The sequence below is a fragment of the Rhodococcus sp. P4_C10 genome, assembly GCF_056402135.1.
Map to the genome: position 1 here is coordinate 1 of NZ_JBFUHZ010000039.1, position 14,443 is coordinate 14,443.

14 protein-coding genes and 2 pseudogenes are annotated in these 14,443 nt (G+C 70.5%); 12 read left to right on the top strand and 4 right to left on the bottom strand.

What is annotated here, in order from left to right:
- Nucleotides 1-336, bottom strand: a pseudogene (locus tag AC1DWC_RS20920) (NAD(P)(+) transhydrogenase (Re/Si-specific) subunit alpha); the annotation flags it as partial.
- Between the two features lie 347 nt (nucleotides 337-683).
- Here AC1DWC_RS20920 and AC1DWC_RS20925 point away from each other — a divergent pair.
- The 3 genes from AC1DWC_RS20925 (at nucleotide 684) to AC1DWC_RS20935 (ending at nucleotide 2,801) form a co-directional block, all read left to right on the top strand.
- On the top strand, nucleotides 684-1,058 hold the full coding sequence (locus tag AC1DWC_RS20925) for a DUF488 domain-containing protein (protein WP_477911136.1): 375 nt from the start codon (nucleotides 684-686) through the stop codon (nucleotides 1,056-1,058).
- Between the two features lie 295 nt (nucleotides 1,059-1,353).
- On the top strand, nucleotides 1,354-2,172 hold the full coding sequence (locus AC1DWC_RS20930; RefSeq protein ID WP_477911182.1) for a maleylpyruvate isomerase family mycothiol-dependent enzyme: 819 nt from the start codon (nucleotides 1,354-1,356) through the stop codon (nucleotides 2,170-2,172).
- Entirely contained in the window at nucleotides 2,172-2,801 is a 630-nt protein-coding gene (locus AC1DWC_RS20935) for a Type 1 glutamine amidotransferase-like domain-containing protein (protein ID WP_477911138.1), read from the top strand. The genes AC1DWC_RS20930 and AC1DWC_RS20935 overlap by 1 nt, the downstream gene beginning before the upstream one ends.
- A gap of 46 nt (nucleotides 2,802-2,847) precedes the next feature.
- Here AC1DWC_RS20935 and AC1DWC_RS20940 read toward each other — a convergent pair whose 3' ends face one another.
- Nucleotides 2,848-3,159, bottom strand: a complete 312-nt coding sequence (locus AC1DWC_RS20940; RefSeq protein ID WP_072847333.1) for a hypothetical protein — start codon at nucleotides 3,157-3,159, stop codon at nucleotides 2,848-2,850.
- 622 nt (nucleotides 3,160-3,781) lie between these two features.
- Here AC1DWC_RS20940 and AC1DWC_RS20945 point away from each other — a divergent pair.
- Genes AC1DWC_RS20945 through AC1DWC_RS20970 form a run of 6 tightly spaced genes read left to right on the top strand, consistent with a single transcriptional unit; the run spans nucleotide 3,782 to nucleotide 11,448 of the window.
- On the top strand, nucleotides 3,782-5,248 hold the full coding sequence (locus tag AC1DWC_RS20945) for a wax ester/triacylglycerol synthase domain-containing protein (protein ID WP_477911140.1): 1,467 nt from the start codon (nucleotides 3,782-3,784) through the stop codon (nucleotides 5,246-5,248).
- A 3-nt stretch (nucleotides 5,249-5,251) separates the two neighbouring features.
- A complete protein-coding gene (locus tag AC1DWC_RS20950; RefSeq protein WP_477911142.1) occupies nucleotides 5,252-7,558 on the top strand; it encodes a glycerol-3-phosphate 1-O-acyltransferase in 2,307 nt (768 codons plus the stop codon).
- A complete protein-coding gene (locus tag AC1DWC_RS20955; protein ID WP_477911144.1) occupies nucleotides 7,555-8,988 on the top strand; it encodes an HAD-IB family hydrolase in 1,434 nt (477 codons plus the stop codon). The genes AC1DWC_RS20950 and AC1DWC_RS20955 overlap by 4 nt, the downstream gene beginning before the upstream one ends.
- Before the next feature lie 50 nt (nucleotides 8,989-9,038).
- Nucleotides 9,039-9,662 carry a DUF4232 domain-containing protein gene (locus tag AC1DWC_RS20960; RefSeq protein ID WP_477911146.1) on the top strand — a complete coding sequence of 208 codons (624 nt, stop codon included), beginning with the start codon at nucleotides 9,039-9,041 and terminating at the stop codon, nucleotides 9,660-9,662.
- Between the two features lie 26 nt (nucleotides 9,663-9,688).
- On the top strand, nucleotides 9,689-10,051 hold the full coding sequence (locus AC1DWC_RS20965) for an iron chaperone (RefSeq protein ID WP_477911148.1): 363 nt from the start codon (nucleotides 9,689-9,691) through the stop codon (nucleotides 10,049-10,051).
- Between the two features lie 14 nt (nucleotides 10,052-10,065).
- Nucleotides 10,066-11,448: an FAD-binding oxidoreductase gene (locus tag AC1DWC_RS20970; RefSeq protein WP_477911150.1), complete on the top strand. Its 1,383-nt coding sequence runs from the start codon at nucleotides 10,066-10,068 to the stop codon at nucleotides 11,446-11,448.
- Between the two features lie 10 nt (nucleotides 11,449-11,458).
- Here AC1DWC_RS20970 and AC1DWC_RS20975 read toward each other — a convergent pair whose 3' ends face one another.
- Complete coding sequence (locus AC1DWC_RS20975; protein WP_477911152.1) at nucleotides 11,459-11,863, bottom strand: hypothetical protein; 405 nt, start codon at nucleotides 11,861-11,863, stop codon at nucleotides 11,459-11,461.
- 24 nt (nucleotides 11,864-11,887) lie between these two features.
- Nucleotides 11,888-12,430, bottom strand: coding sequence for a DUF3558 domain-containing protein (locus AC1DWC_RS20980; protein WP_477911154.1), 543 nt, complete (start codon nucleotides 12,428-12,430; stop codon nucleotides 11,888-11,890).
- Between the two features lie 181 nt (nucleotides 12,431-12,611).
- On the opposite strand from AC1DWC_RS20980, the gene AC1DWC_RS20985 reads away from it, so the two are divergent.
- From AC1DWC_RS20985 to AC1DWC_RS20995, 3 genes and pseudogenes are all read left to right on the top strand, one after another.
- Nucleotides 12,612-13,685: a TY-Chap domain-containing protein gene (locus AC1DWC_RS20985; protein WP_477911156.1), complete on the top strand. Its 1,074-nt coding sequence runs from the start codon at nucleotides 12,612-12,614 to the stop codon at nucleotides 13,683-13,685.
- 41 nt (nucleotides 13,686-13,726) lie between these two features.
- Nucleotides 13,727-14,002 (top strand): annotated as a pseudogene (locus tag AC1DWC_RS20990) (SIMPL domain-containing protein); the annotation flags it as partial.
- A gap of 118 nt (nucleotides 14,003-14,120) precedes the next feature.
- Nucleotides 14,121-14,402, top strand: a complete 282-nt coding sequence (locus tag AC1DWC_RS20995) for a GNAT family N-acetyltransferase (protein WP_477911158.1) — start codon at nucleotides 14,121-14,123, stop codon at nucleotides 14,400-14,402.
- Nucleotides 14,403-14,443: the final 41 nt, after the last annotated feature.

The following is a 14,443-nucleotide window of genomic DNA, read 5'->3' on the forward strand; positions in this document are numbered from 1 at the left end:
GGCGGCGGCGAGCGCGGCGATGCCGGACTCGTTGGTGCGCGGGGCGAGGAACCCGATCAGCTTCTGACCCGGCCGCAGCCGCGCGGTCTCCTCGGTGTTGGGGGCGGCGACCTTGAGGACCACGTCGGCGGACCAGGCGTCGCCGATGGTGGCGCCGGCCTCCTTGTAGAGCTCGTCGGGCATCAGGGCGGCGAGCCCGGCACCGGACTCGACGATGACGTCGACGCCCTTGCCGATCAACGAGGCGACCATCTTGGGGACCAGCGCGACCCGTCGTTCACCGTCGTTCGTTTCCCGAACGACGCCGACCGTAGGGCGCGGCGTAGTGCTCTGCATTGTGTCCAACTGACTGTGACTTCCTGAGGTAGACGGTGTCGGGGCTGCTACGGGTGGGGCCCCGCGTGCGACAAGCGGAAGATGACCCAGCTCGCACGAAGTGCCTCATGCTAGCCAGAGGTTTGACCGTTTTGGGAAACCAAATCCTGCCCACTGGGCACTGAATCGAATCCGAACAGTGCCGTACTGGGCAAATGTACTGTCGAATGTGATCCCAGTCACGTCTAGTAACCTGGGTGATACAGACCGTAACGCGTGCGTCACGTCGAGTAACTTGGGCGATACGTGCCGTAACGCACGCGTCACGGCACGTAACCTGGACGACACAGCTCGAGCCGGAGGTGCCGATGACCAGTCACACCCCGTTGACCGTCACGGTCGAGCGCCTCTACGACCACCCGGAGCCCGAGCCCGGCGCCCGGATCTTCGTCGACCGGTTGTGGCCGCGCGGCATCCGGAAGGACGCCTTCCACTACGACGACTGGGCCAAGGACCTGGCGCCGTCGAGCGAGCTGCGCGCCTGGTACAGCCACGAAGTCGCGCACTTCCGGGAGTTCCGGGCCCGCTACCTCGCGGAGCTCGAGTCGGACTCCGGACAGGCGGCAATCGGCCGGGTGAAGGAACTGGCGGCCGGTCGGCCGCTGGTGTTGCTCACCGCCGTCCGCGACCTCGAACACAGCCACGCCGTCGTGCTGGCCGAGTTCCTCTCCCAGTCGGTATGAGCGGCACTACCGAGTAGGTGAGCGGCACCACCGAGTAATAGGAATCACCTGCTGAGTGAGAGGCACTGCCCGGTGAGCGGGACGACACCGGCGAGAGGTACGGCCACGTGAGAGACGATGACCTCGGCGGGGACCCTGCCTGCTGGCTCGACCGGGTCTGCCCCGACTGCAGCGCGTTCGTACCCGACGGACCCGAAAAGGGCTGCGTTCGTTGCGGATACGGTCTCGATTCGCGTTCGGACGCGGCCCCGGGGACGCGCCCCATAGAGTGAAGTCCGTGAGTGAGACAAAGAAGCTGACACTGCTCGCCCGCGAACCGCTGACCACCGCGCTCGTCGAACAGTGGGACGTCATCGCCGGCCTGCTCGACGACCTCGCCGACGACGAGTGGTCGACGCCCTCGCCGCTGCCGGGCTGGACCGTGCAGGACGTGGTCTCGCACCTGATCGGCATCGAGTCGATGCTCAGCGGCATCGATCCCCCGCTGGCGGAGGACGCCGTGCCGGAGCTGCCGCACGTGCACAATCCGATCGGTTCCTTCAACGAACGCTGGGTGCTGGGGCTGCGCAGGCACTCCCCCGCCTCGGTACTCGAGACCTACAGGGAGGTCACCGGCCGGCGCGCCGAGTCGCTCGCCGCGATGACCCAGGACGACTTCGACGCCCCGGCGATCACGCCGGTGGGCCCGGAGAGTTACGGACGGTTCATGCGGACCCGGCTCTTCGACTGCTGGTTCCACGAGCACGACATCCGCGACGCAATCGGCCGGCCCGGCGACGAGGGTGGTCCCCGCGCGGAGTACGCGCTGGCCGAACTGCTGGGCGGGCTCGGCTTCGCCGTCGGCAAGAAGGGCCAGGCGCCGGACGGCTCGTCGGTCACCTTCGCACTGTCGGGTCCGCTGGCCCGCGAGATTCACGTCGCGGTCGACGGCCGCGCCGCGGTGGTACCGGAGCTCGCCGGCCCGCCGACCGCAACGGTGAGCATGGACTCTCGGCTGTTCACCCGGCTGTGCGGCGGCCGGGTGGACCCGGCGGCACACCTCGGCGAGATCGGTCTCGCCGGAGACGAGGAGCTCGGCCGGCGGGTGGCCACCCACCTCGCCTTCACCATCTGATGCGGCTGTTCCTGTCCTCGTACCGCTTCGGCGCGGACCCGGGCCGGCTGTTGCGGCTGGTCGGGACGCCCGGCCGGGTCGCGGTCATCGCGAACGCCGCGGACGCCTGGGGCAGCGCCCGCGACTCCGCGGTGGTCAGCGACCTGGTGCCGCTGCGGCGGCTGGGGTTCACGCCGGAGGAACTGGACCTGCGCGAGCACGTGGGCGACCCCGGGTCGCTGCGGGAGCGGCTGGCCGGGTTCCCCATGGTGTGGGTGCGCGGCGGAAACACCTTCGTCCTGCGCGCGCAGTTCGCGCGCAGCGGCGCCGACACGGTGCTCACGGAACTGCTGCGGGCCGATGCGCTGGTCTACGCCGGGTACAGCGCCGGCGCGTGCGTGATGTCGCCGAGCCTGCGCGGCCTCGAGACGCTGGACGACCCGGCGGAGGTCGAGCCTACGTGCGGGGTGCCGGTGCGGTGGGACGGGCTCGGCCTGATCGACCACTCGATCGTGCCGCACTTCCGCTCACCGGGGTACGGCGACGACGAGGCGGCCCTGGTCGAGGCGGTCGCCGAGCGGTACCGGCGCGAGGGCACCACATACAAAACCCTCACCGACGACGAGGTGATCGTCATCGGTGAGGGTTGAGGCAGTCGGGCGGCTGAGTCAGGGGGTCTGGGTCAGGGCGTCTGGGTCAGGCGAAGTCGGCCACGCGGGCCGGGAACAGGGACTTGCGGCGGGCTGCCTTGAGCCGGCGCCGCGACACCTCGTCGGCGCCACCGAGCAGCGCGTCGACCAGGAGCTCCGGGTCCCGCTGCCAGGCCGCGAGGATCGAGACCAGGGCCTCGTCCGAGAACATCCCGCTCTCCGACAGCGCGTTCATCCACTCGGCGTTCTCGCCGTCCCGGACGCGGTCGATCGCGTGGACGTCAACCTCGCCACCGTCGAACTCGTAGGACAGCACTGCATTGACCAGGTCATTCGTGGGGGATCCCAGATCTCGCATCGTGTTGGTCCCTTCGTCGGATGGCGGTTCGCCAATGCTGTAACACTTCGACGCCCTGGAGCGATGAGGACAACTTAACCCCGATTTGCCCATCGCGCTGGGGCTAGCTAACACGTTCTGGTAACAGAGTTACCGATGTGGCGATTGTTGCTTGTGTGACGACTTTCGCCGAAGTTTTTCCGTCGGCAGGTGTAACGATCGTCCTTTGTCGAGCGATAAGCACGTACCCGTCCCGGCTAGTGAGACTTGCGTCACACCTTAGCCCGGGCGGTGGGGACGCCGACCACCGACCCGCGGTGTCGGCCGGCCTCGGGACATTCGGGCACTTGCCCTCGGTCGCCGGTCCTCGGGGCCGCCCGAAGATGCATGCAGTCGATCGAGAGCAGAAGGTACGACTCGCCCGAAAACGTACGACTCGCCGATTCGGTGCGGATTCAGTCGTTCGTACAGAGTTCGGCGTGTTGGATCCCGCCGCCGCCGGCGCACCGGCCGGCCGCACGCCTCGCCGCCGACCCGCCCCGACACCCACCGCCCACGACCGGCAAAGCGGTGCGCACCGGCCGCGTCGGGTCCACACTGGGATCCACGACCACGGGTGGGACACGACCGAGGGAGCGCGAACATGGGCGACGGCGATCCACTGATTCCTCCCAGCGCGGTGGACGTCGACCTCTCCGCGATCGCGTGGGGCGCGGACCGCACGATGTCCGACTTCGAGACCGGCATGTGGCGGATGGAAGAGGCGCAGCCCCAGCTGCGCTCACCGATCGTCGCCGTCGAGGTCCTCGACCACGCCCCGGACTGGGACCGGCTGGTGGAGGCGCATGAATGGGCCTCGCACATCGTGCCGCGGATCCGGATGCGCGCCGTCGAACCGGCGCTGCACCTGGGCAACCCGGTGTGGTCGGTGGACCCGGAGTTCGACCTCGGCTACCACCTGCGCCGGGTCCGGCTGCCCGCCCCCGCCGACTTCGACCACGCGCTGCGGATGTGCCGGCACCTGGCCACCGAGCCGTTCGACAAGGCCCGGCCGCCGTGGAACGCCCTGCTCATCGAGGGTCTCGACGACGGCCGCGCGGTGTACGTGGTCAAGACCCACCACTCCATCACCGACGGCCTCGGCGGCATCCAGATGATGACGCTGCTGCACAGCCGTCGCCCCGACCACACCCCGGACAAGCCGGACCGCCAGCCCGCGCCGCCCGAGCACCTGTCCACCGTCGACGCGTTCAACGAGGAGGCGCTCAACGAACTGAAGCGGACCCCCGGCCGGCTGGCCCGCCTCGTCCGGGGCGCCACCGACATCGCGACGTCGGCGATCGTCCGGCCGATCGACACGGCGGCCGAGGTCCTGGGCTACGCGAACTCGCTGCGTCGGATCGTGACGCCACCGGCCAAGGAGGGTTCGCCGCTGCTGCGCACCCGCGGCCTCGGACGGTGGTTCGGGGTGCTCGAGGTGGGGGTGCCCGAGCTCAAGGCCGCGGGGCACGCTGCGGGCGGTTCCCTCAACGACGCCTACGTCGCGACCCTGCTCGGCGGGTTCCGCCGCTACCACGAGGAGCTCGGCCGGCCGGTCGAGAGCATCCCGATGGGCATGCCGATCAGCATGCGCACCGACTCGGACCCGTCGGGCGGCAACAGGTTCGCCGCGGTCCGTTTCAACGGCCCGGTCGGCGAGCCGGACCCGGCCGCGCGGGTCCGGCAGGTACGCAAGATCGTGCTGGGGCTGCGCGAGGAGCCGGCGCTCGACGCCCTCGACCTGGCCGCGCCCGTCCTGTCCCGGCTGCCCACCTACGTGCTGGCCAACTGGTACCTCTCGCAGGCCACCGGCCTCGACCTGCAGGCGAGCAACGTCGCCGGCGTCCCGGTCCCGGTGTACCTGGCCGGCGCGAAGATCGAGCGGATGTTCCCGTTCGGTCCCGCGCCCGGCTGCGCGGCGATGGCCACCCTCGTCTCGCACGTCGGGGTCTGCTGCATCGGGGTCAACCTGGACACCGCCGCGATCACCAAGCCCGCCCTGTTCATGCGATGCCTGCAGGACAGTCTCGACGAGATGGTGGCCCTCGGGGCCGCGACGGAAGGCGTGTGAGCGATGACCGACACCCCGACCCGGCAGCGGGTCTACCTGACCGAGACCATGACCGAGGCCGAGGCCGGCGTGCTGCGCACCTGGATCGCCGGCAAGTCGACGGCGGCCGGGATGCCGGTGGCGACCGTCGCGATCACCGACCGGAACCTGACCGACCTCGCCAAGCGCACCGACGACCCGCTGCTCACCCCGCTGCGGGTGGTGTGGATCCCGGACGCGGACCGCAAGCCCAACCCCGCGGTCCGGCTGCGTGAGGCGCTGGCGCCGCGGGACCCGCTGCATCCCGGCCGCGGTGCGCAGCGCCGGACGCTGCGCACCGACCCGGCCCGGGTCCGGGTCATCGAGGGCGCACCCGCGCCCCTGAGCGACCTCGAACGCCGGCTCACCGAGAGCGGCGGCGGATCGCTGCCCGAGTACATCCGCCGCCAGGCCGCGCTGGCACTCGAACGCGCGGAGCTGAGGCTGCTCGGCAGCCAGTACAAGGTCTCCCGCTTCGTCGTCGACGAGATCACCGACACCCGCCGGTTCTACACCGGGACACTGGATCTCGCCGAGCAGCTGGGCCTGACGGTCGCCGAGGTGGACAAGCGTGCCCGGGCCGACCTCGACGAGATGGTCGCCACCCAGAGCCGGCAGGCGATCGCGGTGTGGGACCGGCTCGGCCGGTACTTCTCCCGCGCCTACCGGATCGACGTGGACACCAGCCGCTTCGAGGAACTGCGGGCGCTGAACAAGGAGCACTCGCTGGTGTTCCTGCCGAGTCACCGTTCCTACCTGGACCCGCTGGTGCTGCGGCCGGCGCTGCTCGCCAACGGGCTGCCGCTCAACCACGTGATGGGCGGGCTCAACGTCGGCTTCTGGCCGATCGGCCCGATCAGCAAGCGCAGCGGCACCGTGTTCATCCGCCGCAAGTTCGGCACCGACGAGGTCTACAAGTGGTCGCTGCGCGAGTACATGCGGTATCTGCTCACCAAGCGGTTCAACCTCGAGTGGTACATCGAGGGCGGACGCGGCCGGACCGGGAAGCTGCGGCCGCCGCGCTTCGGCCTGCTGACGTACCTGACCAAGGCGTTCCGGGTCAGCGGCGCGTCCGACGTGTACCTGGTGCCGGTGGCACTGAGCTACGACCAGCTCTACGAGGTCGGCGCGATGGCCGCGGAGGCGCACGGGGCGGAGAAGAAGCCGGAGGGCCTGCGCTGGATGGTTGGCTACGTCCGCGCGCAGGGCCAGCGCCACGGCGTCACGCACGTGACGATCGGCCGGCCGCTCTCCCTCGCCGAGGCTCTCCGGCAGGAGCCGGACCAGCGCCTGGCCATCCAGAAGGCGGCGTTCGAGGTGTGCCACCGGATCAACGAGGTGACACCGGTGACGGCGTCGTCGCTGGTGATGCTCGCCTTCCTCGGCATCGAGGACCGGGCACTGACCGTCCCCGAGCTCGGCTTCATCCTCGGTCCGATGGTGGACTACATCACCGCGCGCGGCCTGCCGACCGCCGGGGACGTGGACCTCAATGACCCAAGGGTGATCCGCAAGGCCCTGCTCACCCACGTCGACTCGGGGGTGCTGCGCCGCTTCGACAAGGGCGACGAGCGGGTCTACTACCTGGGCAGGGACCAGCACCTGGTGGCGGCGTTCTACCGCAACAACACCATTCACTTCCTGGTGGCCCGGGCGATCGCCGAGCTGGTGCTGCAAAGGGCGGTCGACGAGCACTACGACGACCCGATCGCCGACGGCTGGGCGGAGGCCAAGCGGATCCGGGACCTGCTGAAGTTCGAGTTCTTCTTCAGTGATCGGGACACCTTCGAGCAGGAGATGCGCACCGAGCTGGGCCTGATCGACCCCGAGTGGGAGTCCGTCATGACCGATCCGGCGCGCACCGAGACCATGCTTGCCTCGATTCGGCCGTACCTGGCGCACCGGGTGCTGCTGCCGTTCCTCGAGGCCTACCAGGTGGTCGCCGACCAACTGGTGCTGGCGCCGCCGTCGAAGGCGTTCGACGAGAAGGCATTCACCACGCACTGCCTCGACGTCGCGCAGCAGCGGCGTCTGCGCCAGCAGATCGCCAGCAGCGAGTCGGTGTCCGGCGAGCTGTTCGCGACCGCGCTGAACCTGGCGCGCAACCGGGACCTGGTGGAGGCCGCCGACGACGGCGTCAAGGCCCGCCGGGAGGCGTTCGCCGGGGAGATCCGGGTCCTGGTGGCGCGGCTGCGGCACATCCGCGCGCTCGCGTACGCGCGGCTCGGCCTGCTGACCGAGCCGACACCCGGCGACCTGCGGGCGGCGCGCTCCGAGGAGCCGGGCCAGTGACCGGCGTCGAGGACCTCCGCCGCGCGGTCGCCGCCGCGCCGCCCGGCCCGGGCACGCTGGCCGCGTTCGACCTGGACGGCACCCTGATCAGCGGCTACTCGGCCAGCGTGGTGTACCGGGATCGGTTGCGGCGCTTCGACATCAGTGTCGGCGAGCTGCTGCGCACCACCGGCGCCGCGATCGACACCCAGTTCCGCGGCGCCGACGTCGGCGCGCTGATGAAGATCGGCGTGCAGTCGCTGGCCGGCCGGATGGACGACGAGTTGCTCGAGTGGGGGCAGCGGCTGTTCCGGCAGGAGATCGCGGGGATGATCTACCCGGACGTCCGGGACCTGCTCGCCGCGCACCGGCGGGCCGGGCACACCGTGCTGATGGCCACCTCCGCCACCCCGTACCAGGCCCGGTTCGTGGCCGACGACCTCGACATCGAAGACGTGCTGTGCACCGAACCCGAGGTCGTAGACGGGATGCTGACCGGCGAACTGGCGTCGCCGCCGCTGTGGGGGTCGGCCAAGGCGAGCGCGCTGGCCGACTACGCGGCGAAGGCGGGCGCGGACCTCGCGGACGCGTTCGCCTACTCCAACGGCGTCGAGGACGTGCCGATGCTCGAGTCGGTGGGCCGGCCGGTCGCGCTGAACCCGGACCGCGGCCTGGCCGGGGTGGCCCGCCGCAAGCGCTGGCCGTCGGTGACGCTGCCCAAGCCGCAGCGCGGCGCCACTCCCGTGGCCACCGTCCGCACCGCCACCGCGATGGGGGCGTTGGCGGCGACCGCGGCGGTCGGCGCGTCGGCCGGATTGCTCACCGGGAACCGGCAACTGGGCGCGAACCTGGTCGGCACGGTCGGCCCGGACCTGTCCCTGGCGCTGCTGGGGATCACCGTGAAGATCGACGGCGAGGAACACGCCTGGGACCACCGGCCGGCGGTGTTCATGTTCAACCACCAGAGCTCGCTGGACATGCTGGTGCTGGGCACCGTGATCAAGCGCGACGTGACGGGGGTGGCGAAGAAGGAGGCCGCGCACGACCCGCGGTTCATCCCCGTCGGCGCGCTGCTGGACGTCGCGTACATCGACCGCTCGGACACCACGAAGGCCAAGGCGGCGCTGCAGCCCGCGGTGGACAAGCTCCGCAGCGGCATCTCCATCGTGATCGCGCCGGAGGGCACCCGCTCGCCCACCCCGCGGCTCGGCCGGTTCAAGAAGGGCGGCTTCCACCTGGCGATGCAGGCGAAGGTGCCGATCGTGCCGGTGGTGATCCACAACGCCGGCGACCGGATGTGGCGCAATTCCCTTGTCGCGCACTCCGGGACCGTGTACGTCACCGTACTGGAAGCGGTCCCCACCGACGGCTGGACGGCGGAGGGCCTGGACGGTCACGTCGGGGAGGTGCGGGCGATGTTCGAGGCCTGCCTGCACGAGGGACACCGGTGATGTCGAGTAGCGTCCAAGTCGACGAAGTCCGATTCACGAAAGGTGGCCTCATGAACCGCTTCCGGACCGCCGCGTTGCTCACCGCCGCCGCCGCGCTGACGCTGGCCGGCTGCAGTTCGAACGACACCGAACCCGCCGCGAGCACCGCCTCCGCCGCACCGACGTCCGCCGCGGCCCCCACCACTACGGCGCAGGACCTCTCCGCCCCGGAGTCCCCGGCCGCGGCGACCACCCTGGTGGACAACCCGAACACCTGCGCGGCCACCGAGCTGATGCTCACCCCGGGGCAGGCGCAGGGCGCCGCCGGGTCCACGATCGTGCCGCTGGTGTTCACCAACACCGGCGGACGCACCTGCGTGCTGAAGGGCTTCCCCGGCGTCTCGTACGTGACCGGGGAGTCGGGCACCGAGGTCGGCGCGGCGGCCGCCCGGTCCGGCGAGGAGGGCGCGGAGGTCGAGCTGGCGCCGGGAGCGACGGCGTCGGCGCAGGTGCGCGCGGTGCAGGTGGAGAACTACCCGGCGGAGATGTGCGCGCCGACGCCGGTGGCGGGCCTGCGGGTCTTCCCGCCCAACGCCTACGCGTCGCTGTTCCTGCCGTACCCCACCACCGGTTGCGCGAACTCCGGCCCGGGGGTGTTCCAGCTCGAGGTGACCACCGTGGTGGCCGGCGGCTAGCCGCGTCGAGTTCCGAAAGGACAACTGTGGCCGACGAATTCGTGACCGTCGACGAGTACATCGCGTCGTTCCCCGACGAGGTGCGCGCCGTCCTGCAGGAGATCCGCCGCACCATCCACCGGGTGGCGCCCGGCGCCGGCGAGACGATCAGCTACAAGATCCCGGCGATAACCCTCGGCGGCAGGCACCTGGTGTACTTCGCGGGCTGGAAGCGGCACGTGAGCGTGTACCCGCTGCCGTCCGGGGACGAGGAGTTCGAGGGCCGGCTCGCGCCGTACCGGTCGGGCCCGGGCACCGCGAAGTTCCCGCTCGGCAAGCCGATCCCCTACGACCTGATCGAGCAGCTCGTCGGGTTGCTGGTCGGGCAGCGGACGGGCGGCCAGGGTTGAGCGATGATGGGGTCATGACCGCCACCACCCCCGACACCCTCGCCGAGCTGGCCGCCGAACTGCCCGCCGGCGCGCTGGTCACCGATCCGGACGTGACGGCCGGCTACCGGCAGGACTGGGCGGCCGACCCGAACGCCGGCACCCCGCTGGCCGTGGTCCGCGCGACCTGCACCGAGGACGTGCAGGCCGCGATGCGCTGGGCCTCGAAGCACTCGGTGCCGGTGGTGCCGCGCGGCGCCGGGTCGGGGCTGTCGGGCGGCTCGTCCGCCGTGGACGGCGGCATCGTGCTCAGCACCGAACGGATGCGAGAGATCACCGTCGACCCGGTGACCCGCATCGCGGTGACCCAGCCCGGGTTGATGAACGCGGAGGTCAAGGCGGCCGCCGCCGAGCACGGGCTCTGGTACCCGCCGGACCCGTCGTCGTTCGAGATCTGCTCGATCGGCGGCAACGCGGCGACCAACGCGGGCGGGCTGTGCTGCGTGAAGTACGGCGTCACCACCGACTACGTGCTGGGCCTGCAGGTGGTGCTCGCCGACGGCACCGCGGTGCGCCTCGGCGGGCCGCGCCTCAAGGACGTCGCGGGGCTCTCGCTCACCAAGCTGTTCGTGGGGAGCGAGGGCACCCTCGGCGTCATCACCGAGATCACGCTGCGGCTGATCCCGGCGCAGCCGCCGGCGTCGACGGTGGTCGCGTCGTTCGGGTCGGTGCAGGACGCCGCCGACGCGGTCCTCGCGATCACCCGGAACCTGCGGCCCGCGATGCTCGAGTTCATGGACCACGCCAGCATCAACGCCGTCGAGGACTCGGTGCGGATGGGCCTGGACCGGGGCGCCCGGGCGCTGCTGCTGGCGCAGTCCGACGCGCCCGGCGCAGTGGCGGCGGAGGAGATCGCGGCGATGGTCGCGGCCTGCGAAAAGCACGGCGCCACCGAGGTGTTCGCCACCGACGACCCCGAGGAGGGGCAGGCCTTCACCGCGGCGCGGCGGTCGGTGTTCCCGGCGGTGCAGGCCCTCGGCAGCCTGCTGCTCGAGGACGTCGGGGTGCCGATGCAGGCGCTGCCGCAGATGATCACCGGCGTCGAGGAGATCGCGCAGGACTGCGACGTGCTGATCTGCGTGGTCGCGCACGCCGGCGACGGCAACACCCACCCGCTGATCGTGTTCGACCCGTCCGACCCCGACGAGACGGACCGCGCGCAGCGTGCGTTCGGCCGGGTGATGGACCTCGCGATCGCGTTGGGCGGCACCATCACCGGCGAGCACGGCGTCGGCCGGCTCAAGCGGGACTGGCTGCCCCACCAGCTGGGCGACGACGTGATGGAGCTGAACCGGCGGATCAAGACGGCGCTGGACCCGCAGGGGATCCTGAATCCGGGGGCTGTGCTCGCGGAGTGAGCGCGGGCGGTCAGTTCCCTTGGTTCCCGGTGCCCGCGCTGTCGATTCCGTCGGCGGCGGACCGGTCCGCGGCCTCGTAGGCGGCGCCGATCTTCTCGAAGAGTTGACGCATCTGCTCGACGACAGTGATGTGGTCGGTGAGGGCCTGCACCATCGAATAATCGCCGCCTAGGGCCTTTTTCGAGAACTTCGCGGCAAGAGTTACACCGGTTGGTAGCGCGGTCCCGAACCCCTCGACATTCGACAGGTTCACCGCCTCATCCCGCAGCTGAGTCAGGACTGAAACGAACTCTGCGCACTGCGCGGCACAACAGCCCGCAACCCCGGGCGCTAGATAGAGATCGCCAGCATCAACTTGCGCGCCAAGTACCTGCCACTGCGAAGTCGGGCTGCCTATCACCGCATCGTCAATCACTTCTGCCCCCATCGGTCGAACAAATTACCGCGGAACCACGGGCTCGTACGCCCTCGCAGCCCGCAACGCGATGTCACACGGGTTCTCTTCAGTCGGATTCGCGACGCTAATGCTGGCGCGCATCAGCACAGCGCCATCCGAGGTTTCGATTGCGACGTCGCACCTCTCGCGGCTCGCATCAGCGACTTCCCGAAACGAGTACGCCTCACGGTCGCCAACTTCCTGCTGCTGGAAGTCGGTGTAGCGAGGGTTCGCGCGCACGTCTGCCATCGAGTACGTGGTGGCGAATACGGTTTGGCTATACCCGCTGCCGATCCATTTGCAAATGTTCCACCCGGGCTGATTGACCCCGAGAATGTCCCGCGACTCCGTCGCCGGATCCAACCCGACACCCCGCAACACCTCGTCCGGAATGTCGTCACACGGACTGAACACGGGCTCCGACAATCCGCTCGTCGGCCTCGCCACCACGGCCTCCCCGGCGACCGTCTCGGATCCACACCCGGCCATCACCGCCGCACCGCACGCCCCCGCCACGATGGCCAGGACCACCCGTTTCAGCTGCACAACGCTCCCCCCAGACCGGTCGGCACCGGTTCACCCTAATTGGACGCAGCCGCCCGCCCGGCGGTTCCGCGGCGCCATGTGATGTTGGTCGACTCGTCGCATGGCCTCCCGAACGGCCTCGGCTGCTCGCACTACCCTGGGAGGCAACACCGAAGCACTCACGAAACAGGGCAGGAGGATCATGGGCAACTTCGACGACAGCGTCGAGCAGGCATGGAGCGACTTCCAGGCACGCCTGGCCGACGTCATCGCGACCATGCACGACGACGACCTGCTGGCCCTCGAACTGGGCGAAGAGTCCACCGTCGAGGGCTTTGTCCCCTGCGTGCAGTTCCTGGCGTGGGGCGGCGACCAGGTCCGATGCGAGGTCCCGTCCAACTCGTACCTCGACCCGCGGCACCGGCTGACCGAGTCGGACGAGGCGCGTCTGGTCGAGCTCGGCTGGCACCGCCCGACCCGCCAACCCGACAGCGAGCCCGACGCGGGGTCGCCGGCGTTCTACGTCGACAAGCCCGCCAACTGGGCCGATCAGCTGGCGGCGATGGCGGTGACCGTGTTCCGGGAGACGTGGAGTGTGCCGCACCCGTCGTTCCTGCACACCGAGGCGCTGGGCACCATCGAGGGGCAGGGCTTCGACGCCACCCCGCCCGCGGCGGACGACGCGGACGCGCTGGACATCAAGGAGGCCGTCGTCCCGCGGGACGAGGAGCACCTGCGCGACCTGGTCCGCCGGACCCTCTCGCACATCTTCGACGACCCGTACGACCTCGAGCGCGACGGCGACTTCATGCTCGTGACCAGCAAGGCCATCGGGACCGTCAGCCCCTGGTTCGAGGGCGAGGAGGTGCAGCTGTGGGTGCCGCTGGTGCAGCACCTCAGCGACCGGACCCGGGCCAGCGAGCTGGTGGCCGACCTCAACCGCGAGTGGCCGCGGCTCAAGTTCACCCTCGCCGGGGACCGGGTCGCGGTGCGCACCGCGGTGCCCGCGAACCCGTACGTGCCGCAGCACCTGATCGACACGCTCGGCGACCTGTACGCGTTCGTCCGGACCCTCGACGACGATTTCGCGCAGCGGTTCGGCGGCACCCTCAACTACCCGCGCCCGGGTGTCGGCTCCGCGGCGGACGAGCCCGCGCCCGGCGAGGGCGACGACCCGTCCGGGCCCGCGGCAAAGCCCCCGAGCAACCCGGCTCGGCAGATGGGGCTGTTCGCCGACCCCAACGCCGAGCAGACGCTCTTCGACGAACCGAACTGAGCCGGGCTGCGGCACGTCAGTAGTGGTATCGCGCCACCCTCACCGCGACGTTCCGCGACCGCCGGGCGGTCGCCGTGTTCGTCGACGACGCCGCGGACCTCGAGGGCGTCGACGTCGGACGACTGCGGTGGACGATGACGAAGAAGGCCCGTGCCGAGCGGCTCGCCCAGGTCCGCGACCTCGCCGTGCAGGACGCCCTCGCGAAGGCCCGCGGCTACACGATGAGCCTGGGCTGCACCACCATTCACGTGGTCGCCCTCGAACCCGAACGTCACGTCATTCGCGCCGACGTCGAGGCCCGGTTCGAGGCGTCCTGAGCGCCCGGCCGTCGCAAAGCGGTCAGCGCGACCGGCCCGGCCGCCGACCCGGAATCCCCGCCGCCGCGCCGCTGGGTAGCGTCGAGGCAGACACCCACCGACGAAGGGAACCGTGACCGTGACCAACCGCATCGAGCACAAGCCGGGGCAGCGCACGTTCGAGATCTACGTCGACGACGTCCTCGCCGGCCACGCCGACTACACCCAGACCGACGGCGTACGCGACTTCGACCACACCGTGGTGAGCCCCGAGTTCGGCGGGCAGGGCCTCGCCGGCCAGCTCGTCACGGCCGCCCTCGACGCCACCCGCGCGGAGGGCTTCAAGATCGCGACGTCGTGCTCGTACGTGGAGAAGTTCGTCGGCAAGAACGCCGAATACCAGGACCTGCTCGCCGCCTGACGGGCCGCCGCTCCCCTCGAAACCGCGGGGAGCGGCACCCG